At 59.2% G+C, this 22127-nt stretch carries 19 protein-coding genes; 6 read left to right on the top strand and 13 right to left on the bottom strand.

Features of this window, described 5'->3' with window-relative positions; all coding sequences use genetic code 11:
- Positions 1 to 6: 6 nt before the first annotated feature.
- On the bottom strand, positions 7 to 312 hold the full coding sequence (locus ACDZ94_RS17880; protein WP_407016524.1) for a BufA1 family periplasmic bufferin-type metallophore: 306 nt from the start codon (positions 310 to 312) through the stop codon (positions 7 to 9).
- A 43-nt stretch (positions 313 to 355) separates the two neighbouring features.
- Between ACDZ94_RS17880 and ACDZ94_RS17875 the strand changes: the two genes are divergently transcribed.
- Genes ACDZ94_RS17875 through ACDZ94_RS17865 form a run of 3 tightly spaced genes read left to right on the top strand, consistent with a single transcriptional unit; the run spans position 356 to position 3036 of the window.
- On the top strand, positions 356 to 730 hold the full coding sequence (locus ACDZ94_RS17875; RefSeq protein WP_064451206.1) for a hypothetical protein: 375 nt from the start codon (positions 356 to 358) through the stop codon (positions 728 to 730).
- Positions 731 to 753: 23 nt separating this feature from the next.
- Positions 754 to 1731 (top strand): hypothetical protein, encoded by a 978-nt coding sequence (locus tag ACDZ94_RS17870; RefSeq protein ID WP_432750546.1) that lies wholly within the window; start codon positions 754 to 756, stop codon positions 1729 to 1731.
- A gap of 6 nt (positions 1732 to 1737) precedes the next feature.
- Positions 1738 to 3036 (top strand): MFS transporter, encoded by a 1299-nt coding sequence (locus ACDZ94_RS17865; RefSeq protein WP_432750545.1) that lies wholly within the window; start codon positions 1738 to 1740, stop codon positions 3034 to 3036.
- A 51-nt stretch (positions 3037 to 3087) separates the two neighbouring features.
- Here ACDZ94_RS17865 and ACDZ94_RS17860 read toward each other — a convergent pair whose 3' ends face one another.
- The 5 genes from ACDZ94_RS17860 to ACDZ94_RS17840 form a co-directional block, all read right to left on the bottom strand.
- A complete protein-coding gene (locus tag ACDZ94_RS17860; RefSeq protein WP_017137209.1) occupies positions 3088 to 3789 on the bottom strand; it encodes an ABC transporter ATP-binding protein in 702 nt (233 codons plus the stop codon).
- Position 3790: 1 nt separating this feature from the next.
- On the bottom strand, positions 3791 to 4558 hold the full coding sequence (livG, locus tag ACDZ94_RS17855; protein WP_010212365.1) for a high-affinity branched-chain amino acid ABC transporter ATP-binding protein LivG: 768 nt from the start codon (positions 4556 to 4558) through the stop codon (positions 3791 to 3793).
- Positions 4555 to 5808 carry a high-affinity branched-chain amino acid ABC transporter permease LivM gene (locus ACDZ94_RS17850; RefSeq protein WP_064451210.1) on the bottom strand — a complete coding sequence of 418 codons (1254 nt, stop codon included), beginning with the start codon at positions 5806 to 5808 and terminating at the stop codon, positions 4555 to 4557. Before ACDZ94_RS17850 ends, livG begins: the two co-directional genes overlap by 4 nt.
- Positions 5805 to 6728 carry a high-affinity branched-chain amino acid ABC transporter permease LivH gene (gene livH, locus ACDZ94_RS17845; protein WP_064451211.1) on the bottom strand — a complete coding sequence of 308 codons (924 nt, stop codon included), beginning with the start codon at positions 6726 to 6728 and terminating at the stop codon, positions 5805 to 5807. The genes ACDZ94_RS17850 and livH overlap by 4 nt, the downstream gene beginning before the upstream one ends.
- Positions 6729 to 6954: 226 nt before the next feature.
- A complete protein-coding gene (locus ACDZ94_RS17840) occupies positions 6955 to 8082 on the bottom strand; it encodes a branched-chain amino acid ABC transporter substrate-binding protein (RefSeq protein ID WP_064451212.1) in 1128 nt (375 codons plus the stop codon).
- Between the two features lie 340 nt (positions 8083 to 8422).
- On the opposite strand from ACDZ94_RS17840, the gene ACDZ94_RS17835 reads away from it, so the two are divergent.
- Complete coding sequence (locus ACDZ94_RS17835; protein ID WP_432750544.1) at positions 8423 to 8725, top strand: DUF2288 domain-containing protein; 303 nt, start codon at positions 8423 to 8425, stop codon at positions 8723 to 8725.
- A gap of 311 nt (positions 8726 to 9036) precedes the next feature.
- On the opposite strand, the gene ACDZ94_RS17830 is transcribed toward ACDZ94_RS17835, so the two are convergent.
- The 3 genes from ACDZ94_RS17830 to ACDZ94_RS17820 form a co-directional block, all read right to left on the bottom strand.
- On the bottom strand, positions 9037 to 11214 hold the full coding sequence (locus ACDZ94_RS17830) for a hypothetical protein (protein ID WP_432750543.1): 2178 nt from the start codon (positions 11212 to 11214) through the stop codon (positions 9037 to 9039).
- Positions 11215 to 11417: 203 nt separating this feature from the next.
- Positions 11418 to 13685 carry a putative bifunctional diguanylate cyclase/phosphodiesterase gene (locus tag ACDZ94_RS17825; protein WP_432750542.1) on the bottom strand — a complete coding sequence of 756 codons (2268 nt, stop codon included), beginning with the start codon at positions 13683 to 13685 and terminating at the stop codon, positions 11418 to 11420.
- A gap of 139 nt (positions 13686 to 13824) precedes the next feature.
- The gene (locus ACDZ94_RS17820; RefSeq protein ID WP_064451216.1) at positions 13825 to 14190 is read right to left on the bottom strand and encodes a YkgJ family cysteine cluster protein; all 366 of its coding nucleotides are present in this window, start codon (positions 14188 to 14190) and stop codon (positions 13825 to 13827) included.
- A 264-nt stretch (positions 14191 to 14454) separates the two neighbouring features.
- Between ACDZ94_RS17820 and ACDZ94_RS17815 the strand changes: the two genes are divergently transcribed.
- Positions 14455 to 15801 carry a spinster family MFS transporter gene (locus ACDZ94_RS17815; protein WP_064451217.1) on the top strand — a complete coding sequence of 449 codons (1347 nt, stop codon included), beginning with the start codon at positions 14455 to 14457 and terminating at the stop codon, positions 15799 to 15801.
- 182 nt (positions 15802 to 15983) lie between these two features.
- On the opposite strand, the gene rapA is transcribed toward ACDZ94_RS17815, so the two are convergent.
- Positions 15984 to 18830 (bottom strand): RNA polymerase-associated protein RapA, encoded by a 2847-nt coding sequence (gene rapA, locus ACDZ94_RS17810; RefSeq protein WP_432750541.1) that lies wholly within the window; start codon positions 18828 to 18830, stop codon positions 15984 to 15986.
- 217 nt (positions 18831 to 19047) lie between these two features.
- Between rapA and ACDZ94_RS17805 the strand changes: the two genes are divergently transcribed.
- A complete protein-coding gene (locus ACDZ94_RS17805; RefSeq protein ID WP_064451219.1) occupies positions 19048 to 19389 on the top strand; it encodes a hypothetical protein in 342 nt (113 codons plus the stop codon).
- Here the strand turns inward: ACDZ94_RS17805 and ACDZ94_RS17800 are convergent.
- From ACDZ94_RS17800 to ACDZ94_RS17790, 3 genes are all read right to left on the bottom strand, one after another.
- Positions 19386 to 20567 carry an aminotransferase class V-fold PLP-dependent enzyme gene (locus ACDZ94_RS17800; RefSeq protein WP_432750540.1) on the bottom strand — a complete coding sequence of 394 codons (1182 nt, stop codon included), beginning with the start codon at positions 20565 to 20567 and terminating at the stop codon, positions 19386 to 19388. The two genes, ACDZ94_RS17805 and ACDZ94_RS17800, sit on opposite strands and share 4 nt — an antisense overlap.
- Complete coding sequence (locus tag ACDZ94_RS17795; protein ID WP_128586818.1) at positions 20564 to 21034, bottom strand: RidA family protein; 471 nt, start codon at positions 21032 to 21034, stop codon at positions 20564 to 20566. The genes ACDZ94_RS17800 and ACDZ94_RS17795 overlap by 4 nt, the downstream gene beginning before the upstream one ends.
- Before the next feature lie 90 nt (positions 21035 to 21124).
- Entirely contained in the window at positions 21125 to 21997 is an 873-nt protein-coding gene (locus tag ACDZ94_RS17790) for a LysR substrate-binding domain-containing protein (RefSeq protein ID WP_432750539.1), read from the bottom strand.
- Between the last annotated feature and the right edge of the window lie 130 nt (positions 21998 to 22127).

Raw genomic sequence — 22127 nt, 5'->3', positions numbered from 1 at the left:
GCTGTTTCAGGACTTGGCGGTGAAGGCAGCTTCCTGGCCGAAACCGGTCGGCGAGGTGGCGCTTGGGGTTTTGGTACAGGTGCCGGCTGGGACCAGTTTCCAGGCGTTGGCCTGGTCTTTGACTTTGGAAGTACCCGCGCAGGAGGTGCCGGCGCCTGCAGCACAATCGTTCTTGCCGGCTTCGGCGACACCAAAGCATTTCTGCATGTCATCGGCGGCGTGCGCGGTGCTTGTAAGGGCGGACAGGCTCAGGGCCGAACCCAGGGCCAGAACGAGGGCGGCGGCGGACAGCGAACGGGATTTAGTAGTCATGGTGTAACTCCAGCAGTGAGGTTGGGTAAGGAAGCGTTTTTGCTTGCTTACCCCTCTAGAGTTGGGGCACCGCCATGCGTTACAGCGGCTGACAAAAAAATTTCAGTTCGCCAGTGACAGCGAGGTGGTCGCCAAGATCATTCAGGGCCAAGGATGGGCCGGGGGCAAAGGCATTACGGTGTTACTTGGGATCAATTGGCAATTTGCTGTTGCAGCATTCGGCGATCCTGATATTGCCTACGCCAAAGCGTTGCTGGATGTAGGGCGTGTAGGGCATGCCCTGTTGTTGGAGGGGCAGCATCAAGGGCTGGCGGCGAGAATGACGCCGGCTGTACACGAAGAAACAGCGTCAAATATGCTGCGCCTGACGGAAGAAAGGGATGTTCTTTATGCCATCCGGCTGGTTTTTCCAGGCTGAGTGCGTTGCAAGGAGTTGCAAAAATGAACGGACTTTCGCCGCTGAAGGACGCCTACGAGCGAGAGGGTTATGTCGTTGTTCGCGAGTTACTCGATCGCCAGAAATTGGCACTGCTCGCTGAAAAAGTAATCCAACAATTGCGCAAGCATCGAATAACCGATGGTTTCACCGAGATTGGCCAGCCGCGCTTCAAGGAACCAGAGCAAGCTGATCCGGACTTTCTGAAGTTTGTCGACGTCATGCGCAGCGAATTGACCGAAGAACTCTTTCAAGCGCCCAAGGTGATTGAGGTGATGAAGCTGCTCTTCGACACCGATGAGGTGTTCGTTCATCCGATCAAATGGGTGCGCGGTTTGGCACCCTTGGATTCTTCCATGCACTCCTCACCGGGCGTTCACCAGGACTTTCCGGAATTGCAGGGCAGTGGCCAGCAGGTCACCCTGTGGGCACCCTTTTTTAATGTCGATGAGCGGTCGGGATCGCTGCCGGTTTACAACAAAAAACCAGGTGAAACCCTGTTACCGCTCGAGCTGGCACTCAACCCATCAGGATGGCAAGTCTGCCCCGACGTGCTGGGCGCAAAAAACGTCTTCGCATTACGTCCGGGTGATGTACTGCTGTTCAATACGTTTACCCCGCACGGGGGGGCGACCAATACCGGCAAAGGTTGGCGTTGCAGTATCGAGGCACGGTTTCAGCCGCTCGCTGAGCCTTTGGCACTCAGTAATTTTGCCAAGCCGCTGTTGACCCAGGATTGGCAGACGTTCTACGAAGGGTGGCGGACCTGGGGGTTTTACTGGCGGGACAGGCATCCGCCGCTTATTCCCTTTGATCCATCCTGGGAGCATTGGCGGGATCTGACCGCTATTGGGGAAGCGGTTAAAGGTAACAAGAATGCGATGGCGGCCCTCGAAATCGCTGCCAGATTCGGTATGTCCGAACCCGTCAAGTCCTGTGCCCAGTGGTTGCTCGAGTCCTTTGAACGTATTTACGACCAATAAGGTAATGTGGCTGTGAAGAACCGCTTTGCAGATTTTTTCATCAGCAGAAATTTCTCATTCTTGTGGCTGGGGCAAGCCCTCTCATCGTTTGGCGAGTTCGTTTTCGAGAGCACCGTCATTGTGTGGCTGGTGACTGACTTGTTTCACGACAGTGCGTTCTTGCCGACGGCTGTAGGCCTGGCGGTGGCGGCCTCTGCTATTCCGCGTGTATTGGTGGCCCCACTGGCCGGGGCTTGGGTCGATCGGATGGCCCCGCTGTACGTGATGATCGCGGCGGATGGGATTCGGGTGCTCAACTTCCTGATCTTTTTCGTGATCTATTCACTGGCCGGGCTGGACCCGATGCAAGTGCTCGTCGGCGTTCTGCTCTTGTTGTTGGTGAACAGCACGGCTGCACAGTTTTTCAACCCGTCACGCCAGGCGATCATGCAAGTGGTCATCCCTTCGGCACGACGTGTTGAGGCATCGGCCAAGGCGATGTTTTCCCTGACGGGCATTTCAGTGTTGTCGGCGTCCCTTGGGCCGGCATTATTTGTGTGGGTGGGCCCCGCCCTGGCACTGCTGATCAATGTGCTGGCTTTTGCCTGTTCGGCCCTGTGCATAGCGTCTACCCAGGGCCTGCGCCGGACCTTGCTGGCCGAGCAACAGCGGCTGCCCTTCTGGCATGGAGTGCTCGCAGGGCTACGGTTTTCCTGGGGGCACGCCTCGATTAGGACGTTGTTGATCGGTGTGGCGTTATACGGGTTTTCCTTGGGGGTCAATAACGTCGCATTGTCCTTGTATGCATTCAAAACCTTGGGCTTGAGCCCTTATGAATACGGCCTGATTCTCGCGGCGTTCCCTGTCGGCGGGTTGATTGCTGCCGCGCTGGTCCGGCCGGTGTTGAAGTCATTGAGCACGCGCCAGGCCTTTACCCTTGCGTTGCTGTGCATGGGGTTCAGCTACCTGGCATATTCGCTGCATCCGCCGTTTTACTTGGCCTGGGCGCTGATGTTCAGCTGTGGGTTGTTCTTCTCGGTGTTTGCGATTGTGCAAGGGCCGATGCTCCAGGAAGACGTGCCGGAAGGTTACATGGGGCGTGTGTCCGCAACGGTCACGCCGGTGCTGGCCATCGCCTCATTAACCGGTACGCTGGTGTGCTCTCAGACGTTAAATGTGGCACAGCGTGTCATAGCCTATTTCGACGCGCCGCTGGATGTGTACGGCGCGTATATCTTCCTGGCGGCGGGCTTGTTGCTATTGGGCGGGGCATTGATGCTGGCAGGCCAGCGCGCGAGTAAGGGGGAGTTGGTCGCGACGCTTTGAACCGCGATAAAAAAAACGGCCCGAAGGCCGTTTTTTTGTTACCTCAATGGCTCAGCCACCGAGATAGGCTTCACGCACCTTCGGATCCGTCAGCAATTGCTCCCCGGTGCCCTGCATCACCACCCGGCCGTTTTCCAGCACGTAGGCGCGGTCGGCGATTTTCAGCGCCTGGTTGGCGTTCTGCTCCACCAGGAATACCGTCACACCGTCCTTGCGCAGTTGTTCGATGATATCGAAGATCTGCTGGATGATGATCGGTGCCAGTCCCAGTGAAGGCTCGTCCAGCAGCAATAGCTTGGGCTTGCTCATCAGCGCCCGGCCGATGGCGAGCATTTGCTGCTCGCCGCCGGACATGGTACCGCCGCGCTGGCTGAAGCGCTCCTTGAGCCTGGGGAACAGGTGCAGCACCTTGTCCATCTGCTCTTGGTAGTCGCCCTTGTCGGTAAAGAACCCGCCCATGGCCAGGTTCTCTTCCACGGTCAGGCGCGAGAACACACGGCGGCCTTCGGGCACCACGGCAATGCTCTTGCGCATGATCTCGGAGGAGGCCTGGCCCACCAGTTCTTCACCCATGTAGCGGATGCTGCCGCTGTGGGCCTGCGGCGAACCGCACAGGGTCATCAGCAAGGTCGACTTGCCGGCACCGTTGGCGCCGATCAGCGTGACGATTTCACCTTGGCGCACTTCCACGTTGACGCTGTGCAGCGCCTGGATCTTGCCGTAGAAAGTGGAAACGTTTTCGAATTGCAGCATTTTACGCTTCCCCCAAATAGGCTTTGATCACTTCGGGATTGTCGCGGATCTGTTCCGGCGTCCCGTTGGCCAGCGGCGTGCCCTGATTGATCACTACGATGTGGTCGGAAATGCTCATGACCAGTTTCATGTCGTGTTCAATCAACAGCACCGTGGCGTTGTTTTCCTCACGCAACACACTGATCAGCGCCTTGAGGTCTTCGGTTTCCTTGGGGTTCAGGCCAGCGGCCGGTTCGTCGAGCATGAGGATCCGCGGGCGGGTCATCATGCAGCGGGCGATTTCCAGACGACGTTGCTGACCATAGGCCAGGGTGCCAGCAGGACGGTTGGCAAACTCGGTGAGGTTGACCTTGTCCAGCCAGTACTCGGCGTACTCCATGGCTTCGCGCTCGCTTTTGCGGAACGCCGGGGTCTTGAACAGGCCTGCAAAGAAGTTGGTGTTCAAGTGACGGTGTTGGGCAATCAGCAGGTTCTCGACCGCTGTCATGTCCTTGAATAACCGTACGTTCTGGAAGGTGCGCACCACGCCCTTGCGGGCGATCTCGTGACCGGCCAGGCCCTGGATCGGCTGGCCGTCCAGCAGGATGCTGCCACCGCTCGGCTTGTAGAAGCCGGTGAGGCAGTTGAACACCGTGGTCTTGCCGGCGCCGTTCGGGCCGATCAGCGCCACCACTTGTTTCTCTTTTACGGTCAGGGCCACGCCGTTGACCGCCAGCAAGCCGCCGAAGCGCATGCTCAAGTTTTCGACTTTCAGGATCTCGCGGCTCATTTGCGCAGCTCCATGTGTGGACGTTGCATGGGCAGCAGGCCTTGAGGACGCCAGATCATCATCAGCACCATCATGGCGCCGAACATCAACATGCGGTATTCGCTGAACTCACGCATCATTTCCGGCAGCAGGATCATCACGATCGCCGCCAGGATCACACCCAGTTGCGAGCCCATGCCACCCAGTACCACGATGGCGAGGATGATCGCCGACTCGATAAAGGTGAACGACTCCGGGGTCACCAAACCTTGGCGAGCGGCGAAGAAGCTGCCAGCGAAACCGGCGAATGTTGCCCCGAGGGTGAATGCCGAGAGTTTGATGACGGTGGGGTTCATGCCTAACGCACGGCAGGCGATTTCGTCTTCGCGCAACGCTTCCCACGCACGGCCAATCGGCATGCGCAACAAACGGTTGATCACGAACAGTGCCGCCAGTGCCAGCAACAACGCCACCAGGTACAGGAACACCACTTTGCTCACCGGGTTGTAGTCGATCCCGAAGTACTCGTGGAAGGTCTGCATGCCTTCGGCTGCGGTGCGGTCGAAGGACAATCCGAAGAACGTCGGCTTGGGGATGCTGCTGATACCGTTGGGGCCGCCAGTGATGTCGGTGAGGTTGCGCAGGAACAGTCGGATGATTTCACCGAAGCCCAGGGTCACGATCGCCAAATAGTCACCGCGCAAGCGCAACACCGGAAAGCCCAGCAGGAAGCCAAACGTGGCCGCCGCCATACCGGCCAGTGGCAGGCAGATCCAGAAGCCCCAGCCCAGGTAGTGCGACAGCAACGCGTAGGTATAGGCACCCACGGCGTAGAAGCCCACGTAGCCCAGGTCGAGCAGGCCGGCCAGGCCGACTACGATGTTCAGGCCCAGGCCCAGCAACACGTAGATCAGGATCAACGTTGCGATATCCACCGCACCACGGGAACCGAAGAACGGCCAGATCAACGCAGCCACGATCAGGCCGATGATGATGTAGCGCTGGGTGCGCGGCAGGGTCAGGAATTGGCTGACCTTGGGCGACACCAACGGGCCACGGTTGCCCTTGAACAAAGCACCGACCTGCTGGGTGAACAGCACGCGCAGGAACATCAGCACCGAGCACAGGGCAATGATGGTCAGGGTCACGGGACCGGTGCCATGCACTTCCAGGTTGATGCCGACGATGCTCAGCTTGAGCCCGAGTACCGGAAAGGCCACGGCCCATACCAGCAAGGCGCTGAAAAACGCCGATTTAAGATATCTGCTCATACTTTCTCAACCTCCGGACGGCCCAGAATGCCGGTCGGACGGAACAACAGCACCAGAACCAAGAGGCCGAACGCCACGACGTCCTTGTATTGGTCGCCGAAGATATCGGCGCCGAAGGCTTCAGCCACACCCAGCACCAGCCCGCCGAGCATCGCGCCCGGGATACTGCCGATGCCGCCCAGGACCGCCGCGGTAAAGGCCTTGAGGCCTACCAGGAAACCGGCGTTGGGGTTGATCACGCCGTACTGCATGCTCAGCAGCACAGCCGCGACGGCCGCCAGCGCGGCACCGATTACGAAGGTCAGGGCGATGATGTTGTTGGTGTTGATGCCCAGCAGGTTGGCCATCTTGATGTCTTCGGCGCAAGCCCGGCAGGCGCGCCCCAGACGGGAGCGGGAGATGAACAGGGTCAGGCCCAGCATGGCCACCAGGGTGACGACGAAGACCAGGATCTGCATGTACGAAATCAGCACTTCTTGTGCGCCACCTGGGCCGAAGGAGAAGCTCCCCGGGATCAGGTTGGGAATGGACTTATCCTTGGAGTCCTGGGACAGCAATACGGTGTTCTGCAGGAAAATCGACATGCCGATGGCGGAAATCAGCGGGATCAAACGGTTGCTGCCACGCAAGGGACGGTAGGCAACACGCTCGATACTGTAGCCATAGGCACTGGTCACGATGATCGATGCAAGGAACGCAGCGGTCATCAACAGCGGCAGGGAATGGATACCCATCATGGCCAGCCCGGCAAGGGCGATGAAGGCCACGTAGGAACCAATCATGTACACCTCGCCATGGGCGAAGTTAATCATTCCAATGATGCCGTAAACCATTGTGTAGCCAATGGCTATCAAGGCATAGGTGCTACCAACGGTCATGCCGTTAACCAGCGTTTGGAAAAAATGATAGATCTCAGGCATTACAGCGCTCCTAAAAACCCGATACGCATTTCACTGGTGGAGTCATTTCCGGCTCGGTGCCCTGTTCTATGAGCAGGTTGCACGAAGCGTTTGCCAGCGAACCGCTGGTGACGGTTTTAAGATTTTCAGGTGAGCCAGCGCCCGGATCGCGGGTGTCAGGCCCATAAACCTCGTAAAACAAAGCCCACTGCTTGCACAGTGGGCTTGTTGACCAGTAACGCCTGGCTTACTGAGGGGAAACTTCGGTTTTTGGTTTGCCGAAGTGCCATTCGTAGACCACGAACTTAAAGTCCTTCAGGTCGCCCTTGGCGTCAAAGCTCAGGTCGCCCGTTGGGGTCTTGAAAGTACCGGCGTGGATGGCAGCAGCCACTTTGGCGGTGTCTTCGCTCTTAGCGGCAGCGATACCACCGGCGATCACTTCAACAGCCGAGTACGCTGGGAACACGAACGGACCGGTTGGGTCCTGCTTGTTCTTGGTGAACTCTTCAACGATTGCCTTGTTGGCAGGATCGGTGTCGAAAGACTTCGGCAGGGTCACCAGCAGGCCTTCGGAAGCGCCCTGGGCGATTTGCGAGATGGAGTCGTTGCCGACGCCTTCAGGGCCCATGAACTTGGCGTTCACGCCTTTTTCCTTGGCTTGGCGCAGGATCAGGCCCAGTTCAGGGTGGTAGCCGCCGTAGTAGACGAAGTCGACGTTGGCTTGCTTGAGCTTCTGGATGAGCGAGCCGAAGTCTTTGTCGCCAGCGTTGATGCCTTCGAAGAGAGCAACTTTCACGCCTTTCTTTTCGAGGGTCTGTTTAACGGCGGTGGCGATGCCTTCACCGTACTGCTGCTTGTCGTGAATGACCGCAACCACTTTCGGCTTCACGTGGTCGGCGATGTAGTTGCCTGCTGCAGGACCCTGGGCGCTGTCCAGGCCGATGGTGCGGAAAATCAGCTTGTAGCCACGGGAAGTGATTTCCGGGCTGGTGGCAGCCGGGGTAATCATGATCACGCCTTCGTCTTCATAAATGTCGGACGCTGGCTGAGTGGAGCTGGAGCAGAGGTGACCGACTACGAACTTGACGCCGTCGTTGACCACTTTGTTGGCTACGGCCACGGCTTGTTTAGGATCGCAAGCGTCGTCGTATTCTTTGGCTTCGAGCATTTTGCCATCGACGCCGCCCTTGGCGTTGATGTCGGCAATCGCCTGCTTGGCACCCATGAACTGCATGTCGCCATATTGCGTTACAGGACCGGTTTTAGGGCCGGCGATGCCGATCTTGATGGTGTCAGCTGCGAACGAATGGCCGGCAACCCCAGCCAGGACCATAGCGGCAAACAGTTTGGAAATCTGCTTAGTAGCCTTATTCATAGTGCTCCACTCTTACTGTTGTATTTTTTATAGTTCTAGCGGCCTTGTGAGCTGCAGAACCGGATCAGATATCTCGGATATCCCCCCGGCATTCCCTGGCAACTGTACCGGTACAGTGTAGAGCGCCGGTTGATCGCTTGAAAAGCTGGCTGCTGGGGGCAAAACCCGGGTATGTCGCTTAAATGAAAGAAAAAGACAGAATTGCGGCGGGGTTATGCCAGAGTCTCGGGCAATCCTTGGCTTTTCTGACACTTTCTATCGATGCCTCATTTGCAACTGGGTTTTTCTGCCTGAGCCCGGACGTTATGATTGCGCCGATTTTTACTTCAGGTGAATTCCCATGACGCAAGAACCTAGCACCCTCTATGCCAAGCTGCTCGGCGAAACCGCCGAAATTTCCTGGAAGGAGCTTGAACCGTTCTTTGCCAAGGGTGCCCTATTGTGGGTCGACGCCGACCTGGATTTGATCGAAGCGGCCGAGGGAATGGCCGAGGATAACCGTGAGAAAGTCGCTGCGTGGCTGGCTGCGGGGAGCCTTGGCGAAGTGTCTGCGACGCGGGCATTGGACCTGGTGGAGCGGGATCCGGGCTTATGGGCGGTGGTGGTTTCGCCGTGGATTTTGATCCAGGAAAGGGCAGCGTAAGAAGGCTCTGCACGAAAAAGGTGCGCGGTTTCAGCCTGTAGAAGTGTGTAGCGGAGTAACCGCAAGCGCCGTGATGGCATCTTGCCGTAGAGAAAGGTCACAGGTAAGGGTGACGTGCGCGTCACGGGAACAGTTTTGTGAGTGGCGCAAGGCCGGGGGAATTGTTTCCGGGTGTGGCAAAGTTGCAGGTTTGCGGTGGCTGGCAGAGCGCTTTCGCGAGCAAGCCCACACCCACATTTGTACCGGGTATTTCCTGTAGGAATACGGTCAAAATGTGGGAGCGAGCTTGCTCGCGAAGGGCGCGACCCGGTCTAGGCAGTCTTGCCAGTATGGTTGTTCAACGAAATCACCTTGGTCTTGCCAATCCGGTGACGATAAATCTCACGCAAATACTTGATCGCCTTCTTCACACAATCCCGTGACAGGCGAATGTCATTGATCGACACAAACTTATCCTTGTCGTTGATCAACTCCCGATACTTCTTCTCATACATCGGTTTGATCGCGTACCAGTTGGTGTCCAGAATCTTCGCCGGGTTTTCGAACTCGTTGAGCAGCTCATCAATCCGGTCTTCATCGAAGTCCTCATGGATGATGAAGTCCAGGATCGAATTATCCAGCGTGTCATCAAACCGGTACGGGTTACGCGCAAAGCAACGCTTGATAAAGGCCACGATCAACGTCAGGAAGTCATCCGACAGGCACGGGCTCTTGGCGATCAGCGTTGTCAGCGACAAGTTGGCCGACGCCCCGATCACCAGCGCATAACGCTTGAGCGTGGTGTTGGGAAACAGGCTATTGAGGTGCGTCTTGAGCCGGTTCAAGTCCATGTAGGACAGCTTGTAGTCCTTGGGCAAGGACACAATCGACACCACCGACGAGCAGTTCTTGAAGAAGTGCAGGTCATGCAGGGCGGCTGCGTCGTAGCCGGAATTCTTGTATTGCTCCAGTGATGCCTTGTAGCGCTTTGACTCGATCGGCAACAGGCTGATGCCTTCGATGGCCTGGGTCACTTTGTTGAAGTGCGGCAGGTCGATGGAGCGGAAAAACAAGTCATCGATATTCAGCCGCTGTGGTTCTTTATCGAACACCTTGAACTTGTCATTCGACGGCACCGGGGTTTCCGGCACCACGGACTCGGCATAGGCAATCGCTACCGGTCCTGCCAGGCTCATAAACAGGTCGTTGGCATCCAGGCGGATGGTTTCGCCAATGTCGATACCGGCACGCCGGAAGTAGTTCTGGTCGTAATCGGTCGTCACCGCCTGCGCAGTGAGGATGTTGAAGATCTGCTGGGAGATGTACTGGTTGGCGTGTTTTTCCATGGCATTGACGTCAATGTTCTGGATATTGCCGTCATCGCTCTCCTCGGCGTAACGCATGATGTCGTTGGAGATCAGCATCATTGCGTTCCATGGCCGGATACGTCCCTTCACACTGGCTTCGCTGCTGTCTTCATTGTCGAAGTTGTAAGAGAAGTCCCATTCTTCCGACAGGTATTTGCACAACAACCGCCCAGCGTTGATGTGCAAGGCCTCGGACATTTCGCTGCGGTGATCGGAGATATTCGGCAGCACACAGATGCCGCTGGTGAAGATCGGCTCGAAGACAAACGCGTGGCCGCTCTTGCTGTCGTGCTCGTCGGCGGGTTTGGTGTCGAACGTCTTGTTCATGTACGAGTGCTGCTGGGCCAGGCCAAACTCCGAGGCCATGCCCGAACCCGTACCGCCGCCGGCGCTGAAGATCGAGAAGTACAGGCGCGACTGGTTGGCCTTGATGCCGCAGGAGTCGATCAGGTACGAGTGAATCATCTTCCAGTCAGGGCTGGAAAAACGCTGGGTGTCTTTATTGAGGATGATCTTGGCCAGGTACTGGCCCAGGATCGGCGCGTTACCGGCGCCACCGGCATGGACTTCCGAGAGGTCCATTATTTTCATCTTGCTGTAGTCGCGCAGGAAACCGCTTTTTTCGCCCTTGCGCGAAAAACGAATGCGCCCGGCGATGTCCTTGTCCAGGTCACCCAGCATCACCAGCGGTTCCACCAGGAACACCGGCTTGGTGGCCTTGCCGCCGCCCAGGCGCAGGTTGTTTCGGATCCATTGGGCCGGGCTATAGCCCTTGTCCGCCGATTTGTCTTCCGTGCTGAATTCGTTCAGGTAGAACTTGCGCGCGTTGTACACCAACTCCGCCACGTCCAGCGCGATGTTCGAACCGCAGCGGCCCAGGCCGATCAGGCACACCGAGGGAAATTCCTGCTCGTTGCGCGGGTCGCCGTCACCTTCTTGCTGGGGCGGGCGCGGGAACACCATGTCGCGCAGGCCGTCGAGGTTATCGAGGATGCGGTCGGTATTGGTTTCGGTGAAGTACAAGTACTGCTGGGTGGCCAGCGGGCGGGCGCTGCTCAATGACTTGGAACCTGAGGATTTTTCCGCAGGAGCTGTCGGCAACACGTCAAGGATCTCGGTGGCAGAGTTATTTTTGGAAGTCATTGGGCGCCATGTACCTGGACAGATGGCTAAAAAATCAAGGAGCCATCATTGAATGAGAGTTCGCGACTTTACAGTGCGTCTGAGTCCGGGACCGTCGGGTTTAACCCTGGTTTTTCAAGGGGGAATCGTGGCCGGACTCTGATGAATCGGCCGTTCGTCGGCGTTCTTTAGTCAAATGATGGCGAAATGCCAAAGAATCGGCGTCAGCGAATTGGCCTTACAGTCGACGTAGGGGTGATACGGGCTGGAGTAGTGGGGGCTTTCGGCACAGGGGCCTCTTTGTTGCCTTCCACGCTGAAAGGGTAGAGCGGGTTGTGCATCTGGATGCCCTGGATTACGCCGACGATGTCGCTGAAGGGGACCGCCGGACTCAGCAGGTAGCCCTGAATGAAGTCACCGCCATGTTTGAGCAGCAGTTCGAACTGTGCCTGGGTTTCCACGCCTTCGGTGACCACCTGCAGGTGCAGGGTGTGGGCCATGCCGATAATCGCCTGGACGATCTCGATATCGGCGGTGGACTTGGGAATGTCCTGGATAAATGAACGGTCGATCTTCAAGGTATTGATCGGTAGGCGCTTGAGGTAAGCCAGCGATGAGTAGCCGGTGCCAAAATCATCGATGGCGAGCGAAACCCCCAAGGCACGAATTTGCCGCAACAGCGCGAGCGTGCTGCTGATATTGCCCATCAGCGCGTTTTCGGTGACTTCCAGTTCCAGGCGGTTGGCGGCAATTCCGGCGAAGCGCAGGGCTGCTTCGATTTCATCTGCCAACTCGTCACGGGTCAGGTTGAGGGCCGAGCAGTTCACTGCCATGGTCAGTTCACTGTAGCCCCGGTCGGTCAGCAGGCTTAAATCATGGCAGGCCTGACGCAACACCCAGTGGTCCAGTTCGGCGATCAATCCATTGCTTTCGGCGATGTCGATAAACCGGTCCGGGGCCAGCAGCCCGTGTTGCGGATGTTGCCAGCGCACCAGGGCTTCCAGGCGAGTGACCTTGCCGAGTTTCATGTCGAAGATCGGTTGATAAAACAGCACCAACTCGTTGCGGCTACGCAGGGCTGCGCGCAATTCCTCTTCCAGTTGCAGCTCAAGGAAAGCACGGGTCTTAAGGTTGGAGCTGAAGAAGTTGAGGTTGTTGCGCCCGGCGTCCTTGGACTGGTACAGCGCCAAGTCGGCGGTTTTCAGCAGCTCTTCGCAGGTCAGGCCGTCTTCGGGAAACAGGCTGATGCCGATGCTGGTGGTCATTACCATGCGCCGACCGGCGAGTTCGACCGGCTCCTTCATCTTCTGCATGATCCGCTGCGCCATGTGCCGCGCTTCGTCGCGGTGGTGAATATTGATCAAAATGCAGAATTCGTCCCCACCAAACCGTGCGACCACGTCTTCGTGGCTGCGTACCGAGCCTTTGATATGCCCGGCCAATACCGTTAACAGCTGATCGCCGGCGTCATGACCCAGGCTGTCATTGATACGCTTAAAGTGGTCGATATCGAGGAATATCACCGCCATCATGCCGTTATTGGCCGTTTTTTCAGCGACTTTCTCAGCGAAAATCTGGTTGAACCCCCGGCGGTTGAGCAGACTGGTCAACGCGTCGTAATGGGCAACCTGTTGCAGTGAGGCACGGGCCTGGTCGAGTTCGCTGAGCAGGGCGTTGACCCGGCGCAGGTCGCGTTCCTTGTGCTGCAGCTTTTTGTCCGCCAGGGCGGCACTGACGCTGCTGCCGATCACCAAAAGGGTGATAACCGCCACTGACAGGCCAAGTTGAATGGGGTTGTTGTCCAGCGGTAACGCGAGGTCGGCCCCGCTGGGCACCAGCATTTGCATAGCGGCCATGCCGGTGAAGTGCATGCTCAGGATCCCGGCGCCCAGCACCAGGCTCGCAGCGTACTTGAGCAATTGGTGGAAAACGCCGGCGCCGTTGCGCAGGTAGCACGACAGCAGCAATGCGGTCAGGCTGGCCCCAATGGCAATGGCGACCGATGCCAAGAACAGCCCCGGCTCGAAATACACTTGGGCCTGAGAGCGCATGGCCGACATGCCCACATAGTGCATCAAGGCGATACCGAGCCCCATCCACACCGACGCCAGTAAATACTGCTGAAACCGCAGGTGGGCATGACTGAGGGTTTGCATGGCAAACAACGAGGCAATCAAGGCGATCACCAGCGAGGCGAACGTCATGATCAATTCGTAATGAATGGCAATAGGTGCCTGGAAAGCCAGCATGCTGATGAAGTGAGTCGACCAGATACCGCCCGCGAGGCAACCTGCACCGAGCCAGCGCCAATGGCGGCGGGCAGTAGGGTCCTCTACATGGCCGACACGTTCAGCCATGTCCAACGTACCGAACCCGGCCGCGCAAGCGACCAGGTAGGCCAGCAACACCAGAAAGGGGTTATGACTGCAATTGAGTAATAAGTGCCCGTTCTCTGGAAGGTCGGTAAAAAAATACATACCTAGCCATTCCATAGCATGTCCCGTCAAAGTCAGTACGTCATTGCCTTGAGCAATGGCCTATGAACTCCAGTATAGAAGCCTCGCGGGAATTGCCAGGGATAATGGCACTTTGACTACAATGATTTTGGCATGCCGGTCATAGCGTTTGCTGCTAAGCGCTGATGGGCAGTTCCAGCTCGAAAGGCGCTTCCAATGGCGGCAAGCCAAAGGCGGCACGTGCTGAATCGCAGTCGACGTTTTGCTCGCCCTGGCTCCACGACGCGTCGAACTCGCGGCAGGGGCTCGACCGTTGCTCATAGATTGTGCAGCGGGTGCCTTTGCCGACTTCCCCTTCAAGGCTGCAGCAACGCGCGGGTTTCTGGTCGGTACCGATCATCGCCACGCGTGTGGGATTGATCTGAACCACCAAATCATCGGGCACCGTGCCCCCCGATGAGGCGCACTCTCCCCAGAAGAAAGACACACGAAAGTATGAACAGCAGGCACCGCAACTCAGACACGGACTGGCTTCGGACATGGGCGTCATCGATAAGAAAAGTAGGATGGGGTGTTACAGGAAGGCTCGCCATTCTAATCTTGCCATGGCGGTTGGGAAGGGGGGTGAGCACTTATATTTTCGTAGGAAAACCCCCGCAGTTCCGGGTGAAGGTCCGAGCGAAATTACGCCCTATCAGCTTTACGAATCATTACAGACAACGGCCGCCTGCCTGACTATGTTGCAGATACCTGAGCAGGATGCATCGGGCATCGCAGCTCTCATAACAATAAAAGAGACGGACCCATGCAGAACTCGACCCAAGCGGCGAATGCCTGGCGCATTCTGTTCCTGCTGTTCCTCGCCAACCTGTTCAATTTCTTCGATCGCACTATTCCCGCCATCATCATCGAGCCGATCCGCATGGAGTGGCACCTGAGCGACTTTCAGCTCGGAATCATCGGCACTGCCTTCACCATTGTCTACGCCATCGCCGGCCTGCCGCTGGGACGCATGGCCGATACGGGCTCACGCAGCAAACTGATGGGCTGGGGCCTGTTCGCCTGGAGCGGGTTGACGGCGATCAACGGCATGGTCGGCAGTTTCTGGACCTTCCTGCTGGTGCGCATGGGCATCGGCATTGGCGAAGCCAGCTATGCACCGGCGGCCAACTCGCTGATTGGCGACCTGTTTCCCGCCCACCGGCGCGCCCGGGCCATGGGCATTTTCATGCTGGGCCTGCCTTTAGGGCTGCTGCTGGCATTCTTCACCATTGGCGCGATGGTCAAGGCGTTCGACAGCTGGCGCGCGCCGTTCTTTATCGCCGCCGTGCCGGGAATGATCCTGGCGGTATTCATGTTCTATATCAAAGAGCCCAAACGCGGCGCCGCAGAAACCGTGCAGGTCTCCCAGGAACGCGTCGACCGTCCGATCCGCCGCGTGCTGGCAGTGCCGACCTTCCTCTGGCTGGTGTTGGCCGGGCTGTGTTTCAACTTCGCCACCTATGCGTGCAACTCGTTCCTGGTGCCAATGCTGCAGCGCTACTTCCTGATGCCATTGCAGGACGCCGCGGTTGCCACCGGGGTGATCGTCGGCTTGACCGGCTTGGTGGGCCTGACGCTGGGCGGCTGGATTGCCGACAAGATCCATCAGCGCGTGGCCAATGGCCGACTGCTGTTCGCGGCGTGCAGCCTGATCATCTCCACCGTCACCACCGCCTGGGCCTTGCATGCCGGGCGCATCGAGATTGGTGTGTTTGTGGCGCTGTTCAGTGTGGGCTGGTTGTTCGCTTATAACTTCTACACCTGCGTGTACACGGCGATTCAGGACGTGGTCGAACCGCGCCTGCGCGCCACGGCGATGGCGTTGTTCTTTGCCGGGTTGTATTTGCTGGGTGGTGGCATGGGGCCGGTGGTGGTGGGCGGGCTTTCTGATCACTTTGCTCATTCGGCGATGTATGCCGATGGGGCTGCGCAGATGACTGAGGCTTATAAGGCTGTGGGCTTGCACGACGCCATGTACCTGATTCCGGTGGCGCTGTTCTTGACCATGCTGTTTCTGTTCCAGGCGTCGCGCAGTTTTGTGCGTGATGCCAAGCGGATGAAGGATGGGCTGGGGGCGGTGGAGGTGCCGGCTGCTGCGGCTACGGCCTGACGCCGAGGTGACGCCCTCGCAGGCAAGCCCGCTCCCATCTTTGACCGAGTTGCCAAGTCGATCACCGAATAATGTGGGAGCGGGCTTGCTCGCGAAGAGGCCCTTAAAGGCAACGATATTCTCAAAAGCATGCAAAAGGCCCGCATTGCGCGGGCCTTCTTTTTAGCAGGGCAGGGCGGTCATCAACCCGCCACCAACACCCGAATCGCTTCCAGTCGCAGCGCCGCTTTGTCGAGCATGGCCAGGCCTTGCTCGCGTTGCTGGCGCAGGGCAACCAGTTCGCTGTCGCGTACGGTCGGGTTGACCGCTTGCAGCGCGGTCAGGCGCGCCAGCTCTTCGTCGGTATCCGCTGCCAGGCGGCGCTTCGCCTCGGCCACACGCTCGGCGTGGCGCGGGGTGATCTTTTCTTCGCCGGCGTTGATGCGCGGCGTCAGCTGATCGCGCTGGGCCTGCACGAACTTGTTGGCGCTGGCGCGTGGCACGCTTTCCAGTTGGTCGTTCAGGGTTTCAAACGACACGCGGCCGGACAAGTCATTGCCATTGGCATCCAGCAGGCAGCGCAAGGCGGCTGGTGGCAGGTAGCGGCCCAGTTGCAGCGAGCGCGGCGCAACCACTTCACTGACGTAGAGCAGTTCCAGCAACACGGTGCCCGGCTTGAGCGCCTTGTTCTTGATCAGCGCCACGGCGGTGTTGCCCATGGAACCGGACAGCACCAGGTCCATGCCGCCCTGCACCATTGGGTGTTCCCAGGTGATGAACTGCATGTCTTCGCGCGACAGCGCCTGGTTACGGTCGTAGGTGATGGTCACACCTTCGTCGTCACCCAGCGGGAAGCTGGCGTCGAGCATTTTTTCGCTGGGCTTGAGGATCAGTGCGTTTTCCGAATGGTCTTCGCTGTCGATGCCGAACGCGTCGAACAGGGTTTCCATATAGATCGGCAGGGCGAACTGATCGTCTTGCTCAAGGATGTCTTCCACCAGTGCATCGCCTTCACCCGCACCGCCGGAGTTGAGCTCCAGCAAGCGGTCGCGACCGGTGTGCAGCTCTTGCTCCAGGCGCTCGCGTTCGGCACGGGCTTCGTCGATCAGGGCTTGCCACTCGCCGTCGTCGGCGTTTTCCAGCAGCGGCAGCAGGCGTGGGCCGAACTGATGCTGCAAGGCGTTACCGGTCGGGCAGGTATTGAGGAACGCGTTCAGCGCCTCGTGGTACCACTGGAACAGACGCTCTTGCGGGCTGGTTTCCAGGTATGGCACGTGCAGTTCGATCACATGCTTCTGGCCGATTCGGTCCAGACGGCCGATCCGCTGTTCCAGCAGGTCGGGGTGGGACGGCAGGTCGAACAGCACCAGGTGGTGGGAGAACTGGAAGTTGCGGCCTTCACTGCCGATTTCGGAGCAGATCAGCACCTGGGCGCCAAATTCTTCATCGGCAAAGTAAGCGGCAGCGCGGTCACGTTCGAGGATGTTCATGCCCTCGTGGAACACCGTGGCCGGGATGCCGGAGCGTACGCGCAGGGCGTCTTCCAGGTCCATGGCGGTTTCGGCGTGGGCGCAGATCACCAGCACTTTGGTGCGCTTGAGCATTTTCAGCTGGTCGATCAGCCACTCGACGCGCGGGTCGAAGCGCCACCAGCGGTTTTCTTCCTCAATGTCCGGCTGCGACTGGAAGCTGACTTCCGGGTACAACTCGGCGTGTTCGCCCAGCGGCAACTCGAGGTATTCGTCCGGGTTCGGCAGCGGGTAGGCGTGCAGCTTGCGTTCCGGGAACCCTTGCACGGCGGCACGGGTATTACGGAACAGCACGCGGCCGGTGCCGTGGCGGTCGAGCAACTCACGTACCAGGCGTGCGCTGGCTTCGGTGTCGCCATCGTTGACGGCGGTGAGCAGCGCTTCACCTTCGTCACCGAGGAAACCCTGGATAGTCTTGTGTGCGGTCGGCGACAGGCGGCCCTTGTCCAGCAGCTCCTGCACGGCCTCGGCCACCGGGCGATAGTTCTCGCTTTCGGCGCGGAAGGCGTGCAGGTCGTGGAAGCGGTTCGGGTCCAGCAGGCGCAGGCGCGCGAAGTGGCTGTCCTGGCCCAGTTGCTCCGGGGTGGCGGTCAGCAGCAGAACGCCGGGAATGACTTCGGCCAGTTGCTCGACCAGCGAGTACTCAGGGCTGGCTTTCTCTTCGTGCCACACCAGGTGGTGCGCTTCGTCGACCACCAGCAAGTCCCAGCCGGCCGCGAACAGCGCGTCCTGGGCCTTCTCGTCGTCAACCAGCCACTCCAGCGCCACCAGCGCAAGCTGGGTGTCTTCGAACGGGTTGGCAGCATCGCTTTCGATAAAGCGTTCTTCGTCGAACAGTGCAACCTGCAGGTTGAAGCGGCGGCGCATTTCCACCAGCCACTGATGCTGCAGGTTTTCCGGGACCAGGATCAGCACGCGGTTGGCGCGGCCCGACAGCAACTGGCGATGAATCACCAGGCCGGCTTCGATGGTTTTACCCAGGCCCACTTCGTCCGCCAGCAATACCCGTGGCGCGATACGGTCGGCGACTTCACGGGCGATGTGCAGCTGGTGCGCGATCGGTTGCGCACGCACGCCGCCCAGACCCCAGAGCGAGGACTGCAATTGGCGGCTAGTGTGTTCAAGCGTGTGGTAGCGCAGGGAGAACCAGGCCAGCGGGTCGATCTGGCCGGCGAACAGACGGTCGCTGGCCAGTCGGAACTGGATGAAGTTCGAGAGTTGGGTTTCCGGCAGGGTAACCTGCTCGTTCTGCCCATTGAGGCCGTGGTAGACCAGCAGGCCGTCGACGTCGTCGACTTCCTGTACGGTCATTTTCCAGCCTTCGAAATGGGTGATGGAGTCACCCGGCGAAAACCTCACACGAGTGAGGGGCGCATTCCGTAGCGCATACTGACGAGTGTCGCCAGTGGCCGGATAGAGCACGGTCAACAAGCGGCCGTCCTGTGCCAGAACGGTGCCTAACCCCAGCTCTGCTTCGCTGTCACTAATCCAGCGTTGCCCCGGTTGATACTGCTGCGCCATGCTGCCTGACTCCCGCCGTGAAAAAGCCGACTATTCTAACGGAACACGGCTTCCAGACCAAAAGGATTAGGTGCAGCTTCGAGCTTTAAGCTACAAGCGGCAAGAAAAAGGGTGTTAGGTTGGCCCTATAGATGACGATTGGTTCACAAGTTGGCGGCTTGGGGCTCAAGTCGCCACCCTCGCAGCCGACAGTCTGCTGAACAGGAGACTAAAACCCATGCTGCCACCAATGCTGCCTTTGAGTGTTGTGCCGGTCACATCGCAACTTGACCCGGTGCGCCAGAAGCCGGATATCCCGCCTGTGGTGCCAGTACAGCCGGGCTCCAATGAAAGCACGATCGACCTGAAGAAGGGCGACGCCGAGCAGTCGACGCTGTTGTTGCGTGAAGAACAACGCCGCCAGCAGGAACAGCAGAAGCGTCGGCGTGAAGCCGACGAAGACCCTGAGGAGCACCTGGCGATCCCCGGCGATGTATTGAATGCCGACAATACCGTGCCGGTGGTGCCGCTGATCGAAGATGCGCCGCGCCAGGGTTTGTGGGTCGACGTCGAGGTTTAATCGCGCAACTCATACAGCGCCGCGAGCAGTCGTTCGATGTCGTGCTCGGTGTTGAGCGGGCTGACGGACACCCTCGCGATACTGGTCAGGCCACGAGCCTGCATGTCCAGTGGGGTGTAGGCCACGCCATTGGCACCGATATTGATGCGCTTCAGCCCCAAGCGTCGTTTGAGTTCGAAGGCATCCCAGCCAGCCAGGTTAAAGGCGATCAGTCCTGAGTGGTTGACGCCCAAGTCGTGCAGGGAAATTCCCGGAATCTGACGCAAGGCTTCCCGGATTTGCCCGCTGATCTGCAAGACCCTTTCCCACGTCCTCTCTACGCCCAGTCGATTGACCTCCTGTAATGCATTGCCTAAACCCGCCAGTAAGGCGTAGGACACTTCGCTGGTTTCAAAGCGCCGGGCGTCGTTGCGCAGGTGGAAACCGTCGACGGTCCAGGGGGCTGAAAACACATCGCGCTGGGCCGGATTCAGGCGCTGTAGGAAGTCCGGCCGTACATACATCAGCGCCGTACCGCGTGGCCCGCGCAGGTGTTTGCGCCCGGCTGACTTGAGCAAATCGCAATGCAGCGCCTGCACGTCTACCGGCAGTTGCCCCACGGCTTGGCCGGCGTCGATGAAATAGGCGATGCCGTGGCGCTTGGCCACTTCCCCGATCGCCTGGGCGGGGTTGATCAGGCCGCCGTTGGCCGGTAGCCAGGTCAAATCGATCAGCTTGACGCTGGCATCGATCATCGACTCCAGCGCCACCGGGCAGACCGCGCCGGTTGCATCGCAAGGAATGACGTCCACCTGGGCGCCGGACTGCACTGCCCGTTGCATACTCGCCAGGTTGCCGCCCCATTCATGGCGGCCGACCAGAATGCGTTCGCCTGGTTTCCAGGGGCCCAAGGCCTGGAACGCCATGCTCCACGCGGTCGAGCCACTGCTGGCAAAGGCAATCGAGGCAGTGGGCGCATTGAGCAGTTGCCCGGCCGCACGCCGGGCTTTTTCGATCAGGACGGCGCCATGCTCGCCGGCCTCCATCGGGCCGTCGCGGGCTTCGCGCTGTAATTGGTCGATGATCGCGTCGAGGGTGGCCTGGCTGGGCAGCGAGGCACCGGCGTGGTTGAAATGCACAATGCCCGACTGGCAGCCGGGCGTGTCGTCGCGCAGTTGCTGGACTTCGAGCGGGCTCACGGTTGCAGCTCGAAAATCGCATCAACCTCCACCGCCACGCCCGCCGGCAGGCTGGAAACACCTACGGCAGTACGCACATGCCGGCCCTTGTCGCCGAGGGCGTTGACCAGCAGGTTCGAGGCGCCGTTGGCCACCACGCTTTGGTGCTGGAAGTCGGCGCTGCTCGCAATGAACACCCCCAGGCGCAAGATACGCACCGCGCGCGCAAGGTCATCACCCAGCGCATCGCTCAGTTGGCCCAACAGGCCCAGCGCCGCCAGTTCTGCCGCCTGGGCGCCTTCTTCATCGCTGAGGGATTCGCCCAGTCGACCGACGTAGGCGGGTTTGCCATCGATCATGGGGATTTGCCCGGAAATGAACAGCTGGTTCTGGCTGACCACATGATTGATGTAATTGGCCGCCGGCTGGCTGGGCGTTGGCAGCGTCAGGCCAAGGGCTTGCACGCGTTGGCGGATGGAGTCGGTCATGTTGAATCCTCTTGGGGTGGGAGGTTTCAGCATGTTTGCTGTGGCGATGGGCGACAAACGGATAGATCTCACTCGACGTATCGAAATAACTCACGCGTCGGCGCAGGTTTCCTTCAGCCATTGGCTGAAGCACTCGGCCGCTTCGCTGGTGGGGCCTTGGGGGGTTATCAGCCAGTAGCCGATTTCGCTGTGATAGGGCGGCCATTCAAAGGCTTCCACCAGGCTGCCGTCCGCCAGCTTGCGCTCGATCAGGCGGTGACGGCCCATGGCGATGCCCTGGCCGGCCACGGCGGCTTCGACCACGATGTTGTAGTCGTGCAACATCACGCGCGGATGGTGCTTGAGGTCGACTTGGAAATGCGCGGACCAATCCGTCCACTCGAAGGGGCGGTGCGAGGTGGCCATCAACAGCGCGCCGTTGGCCAGCTGGTTGGCCTTGAAGGCCGGGCTGCACACGGGTGAGATCACTTCAGGCATCAGCCGGGTGGTTTGCACATCAGGCCAATCGCCCTTGCCATAACGGATGGCCAGGTCGACCTCGGCGGCGGCGACGTTGGCTAATTGAATCGCCGGCAGCAACTCCACCTGGATATGCGGGTAGCGGTTGAAAAACCCGGCCAGGCGCGGTGCCAGCCACAGGGTGGCGAATGATGCCAGCAGGCCGACACGCAACACCGTGGCGCGGGGCGCCACTCGTTGGGTGCGGGTGGCGGCGGCAATGGCGTCGAGGGCGGGGCGGATTACGTCGTAGTAACGTTGGCCATCGGCGGTCAGATCGATCGCACGGGTGCGTCGGATAAACAGCGGTTTGCCCAGGTGCTGTTCGAGCTTTTGCACTTGGTGGCTGAGTGCGCTCTGGGTTACCGACAACTCATTCGCGGCCTTGATAAAACTCAAGTGCCGCGCCACCGCCTCAAAAGCGCGCAGGCCCAGCAGCGGCGGAAGGTCATTGTGCAGTGCCAACTGAGTGCGCCTACAGGTAAGTGGGGAAAGTGTCGATTTTGGGCGATGTGCTTCCTTTTGTCGCCCGCAGATTCATCTGTCGTAGTTTGGGGATATGTCTTACATCCCCCCGGGCAGCTGTGCGCAAAGC

Source organism: Pseudomonas sp. UBT, assembly GCF_050915955.1.
GTDB lineage: Bacteria > Pseudomonadota > Gammaproteobacteria > Pseudomonadales > Pseudomonadaceae > Aquipseudomonas > Aquipseudomonas antarctica_A.
This window is presented reverse-complemented; position numbering and strand designations above follow the sequence as displayed.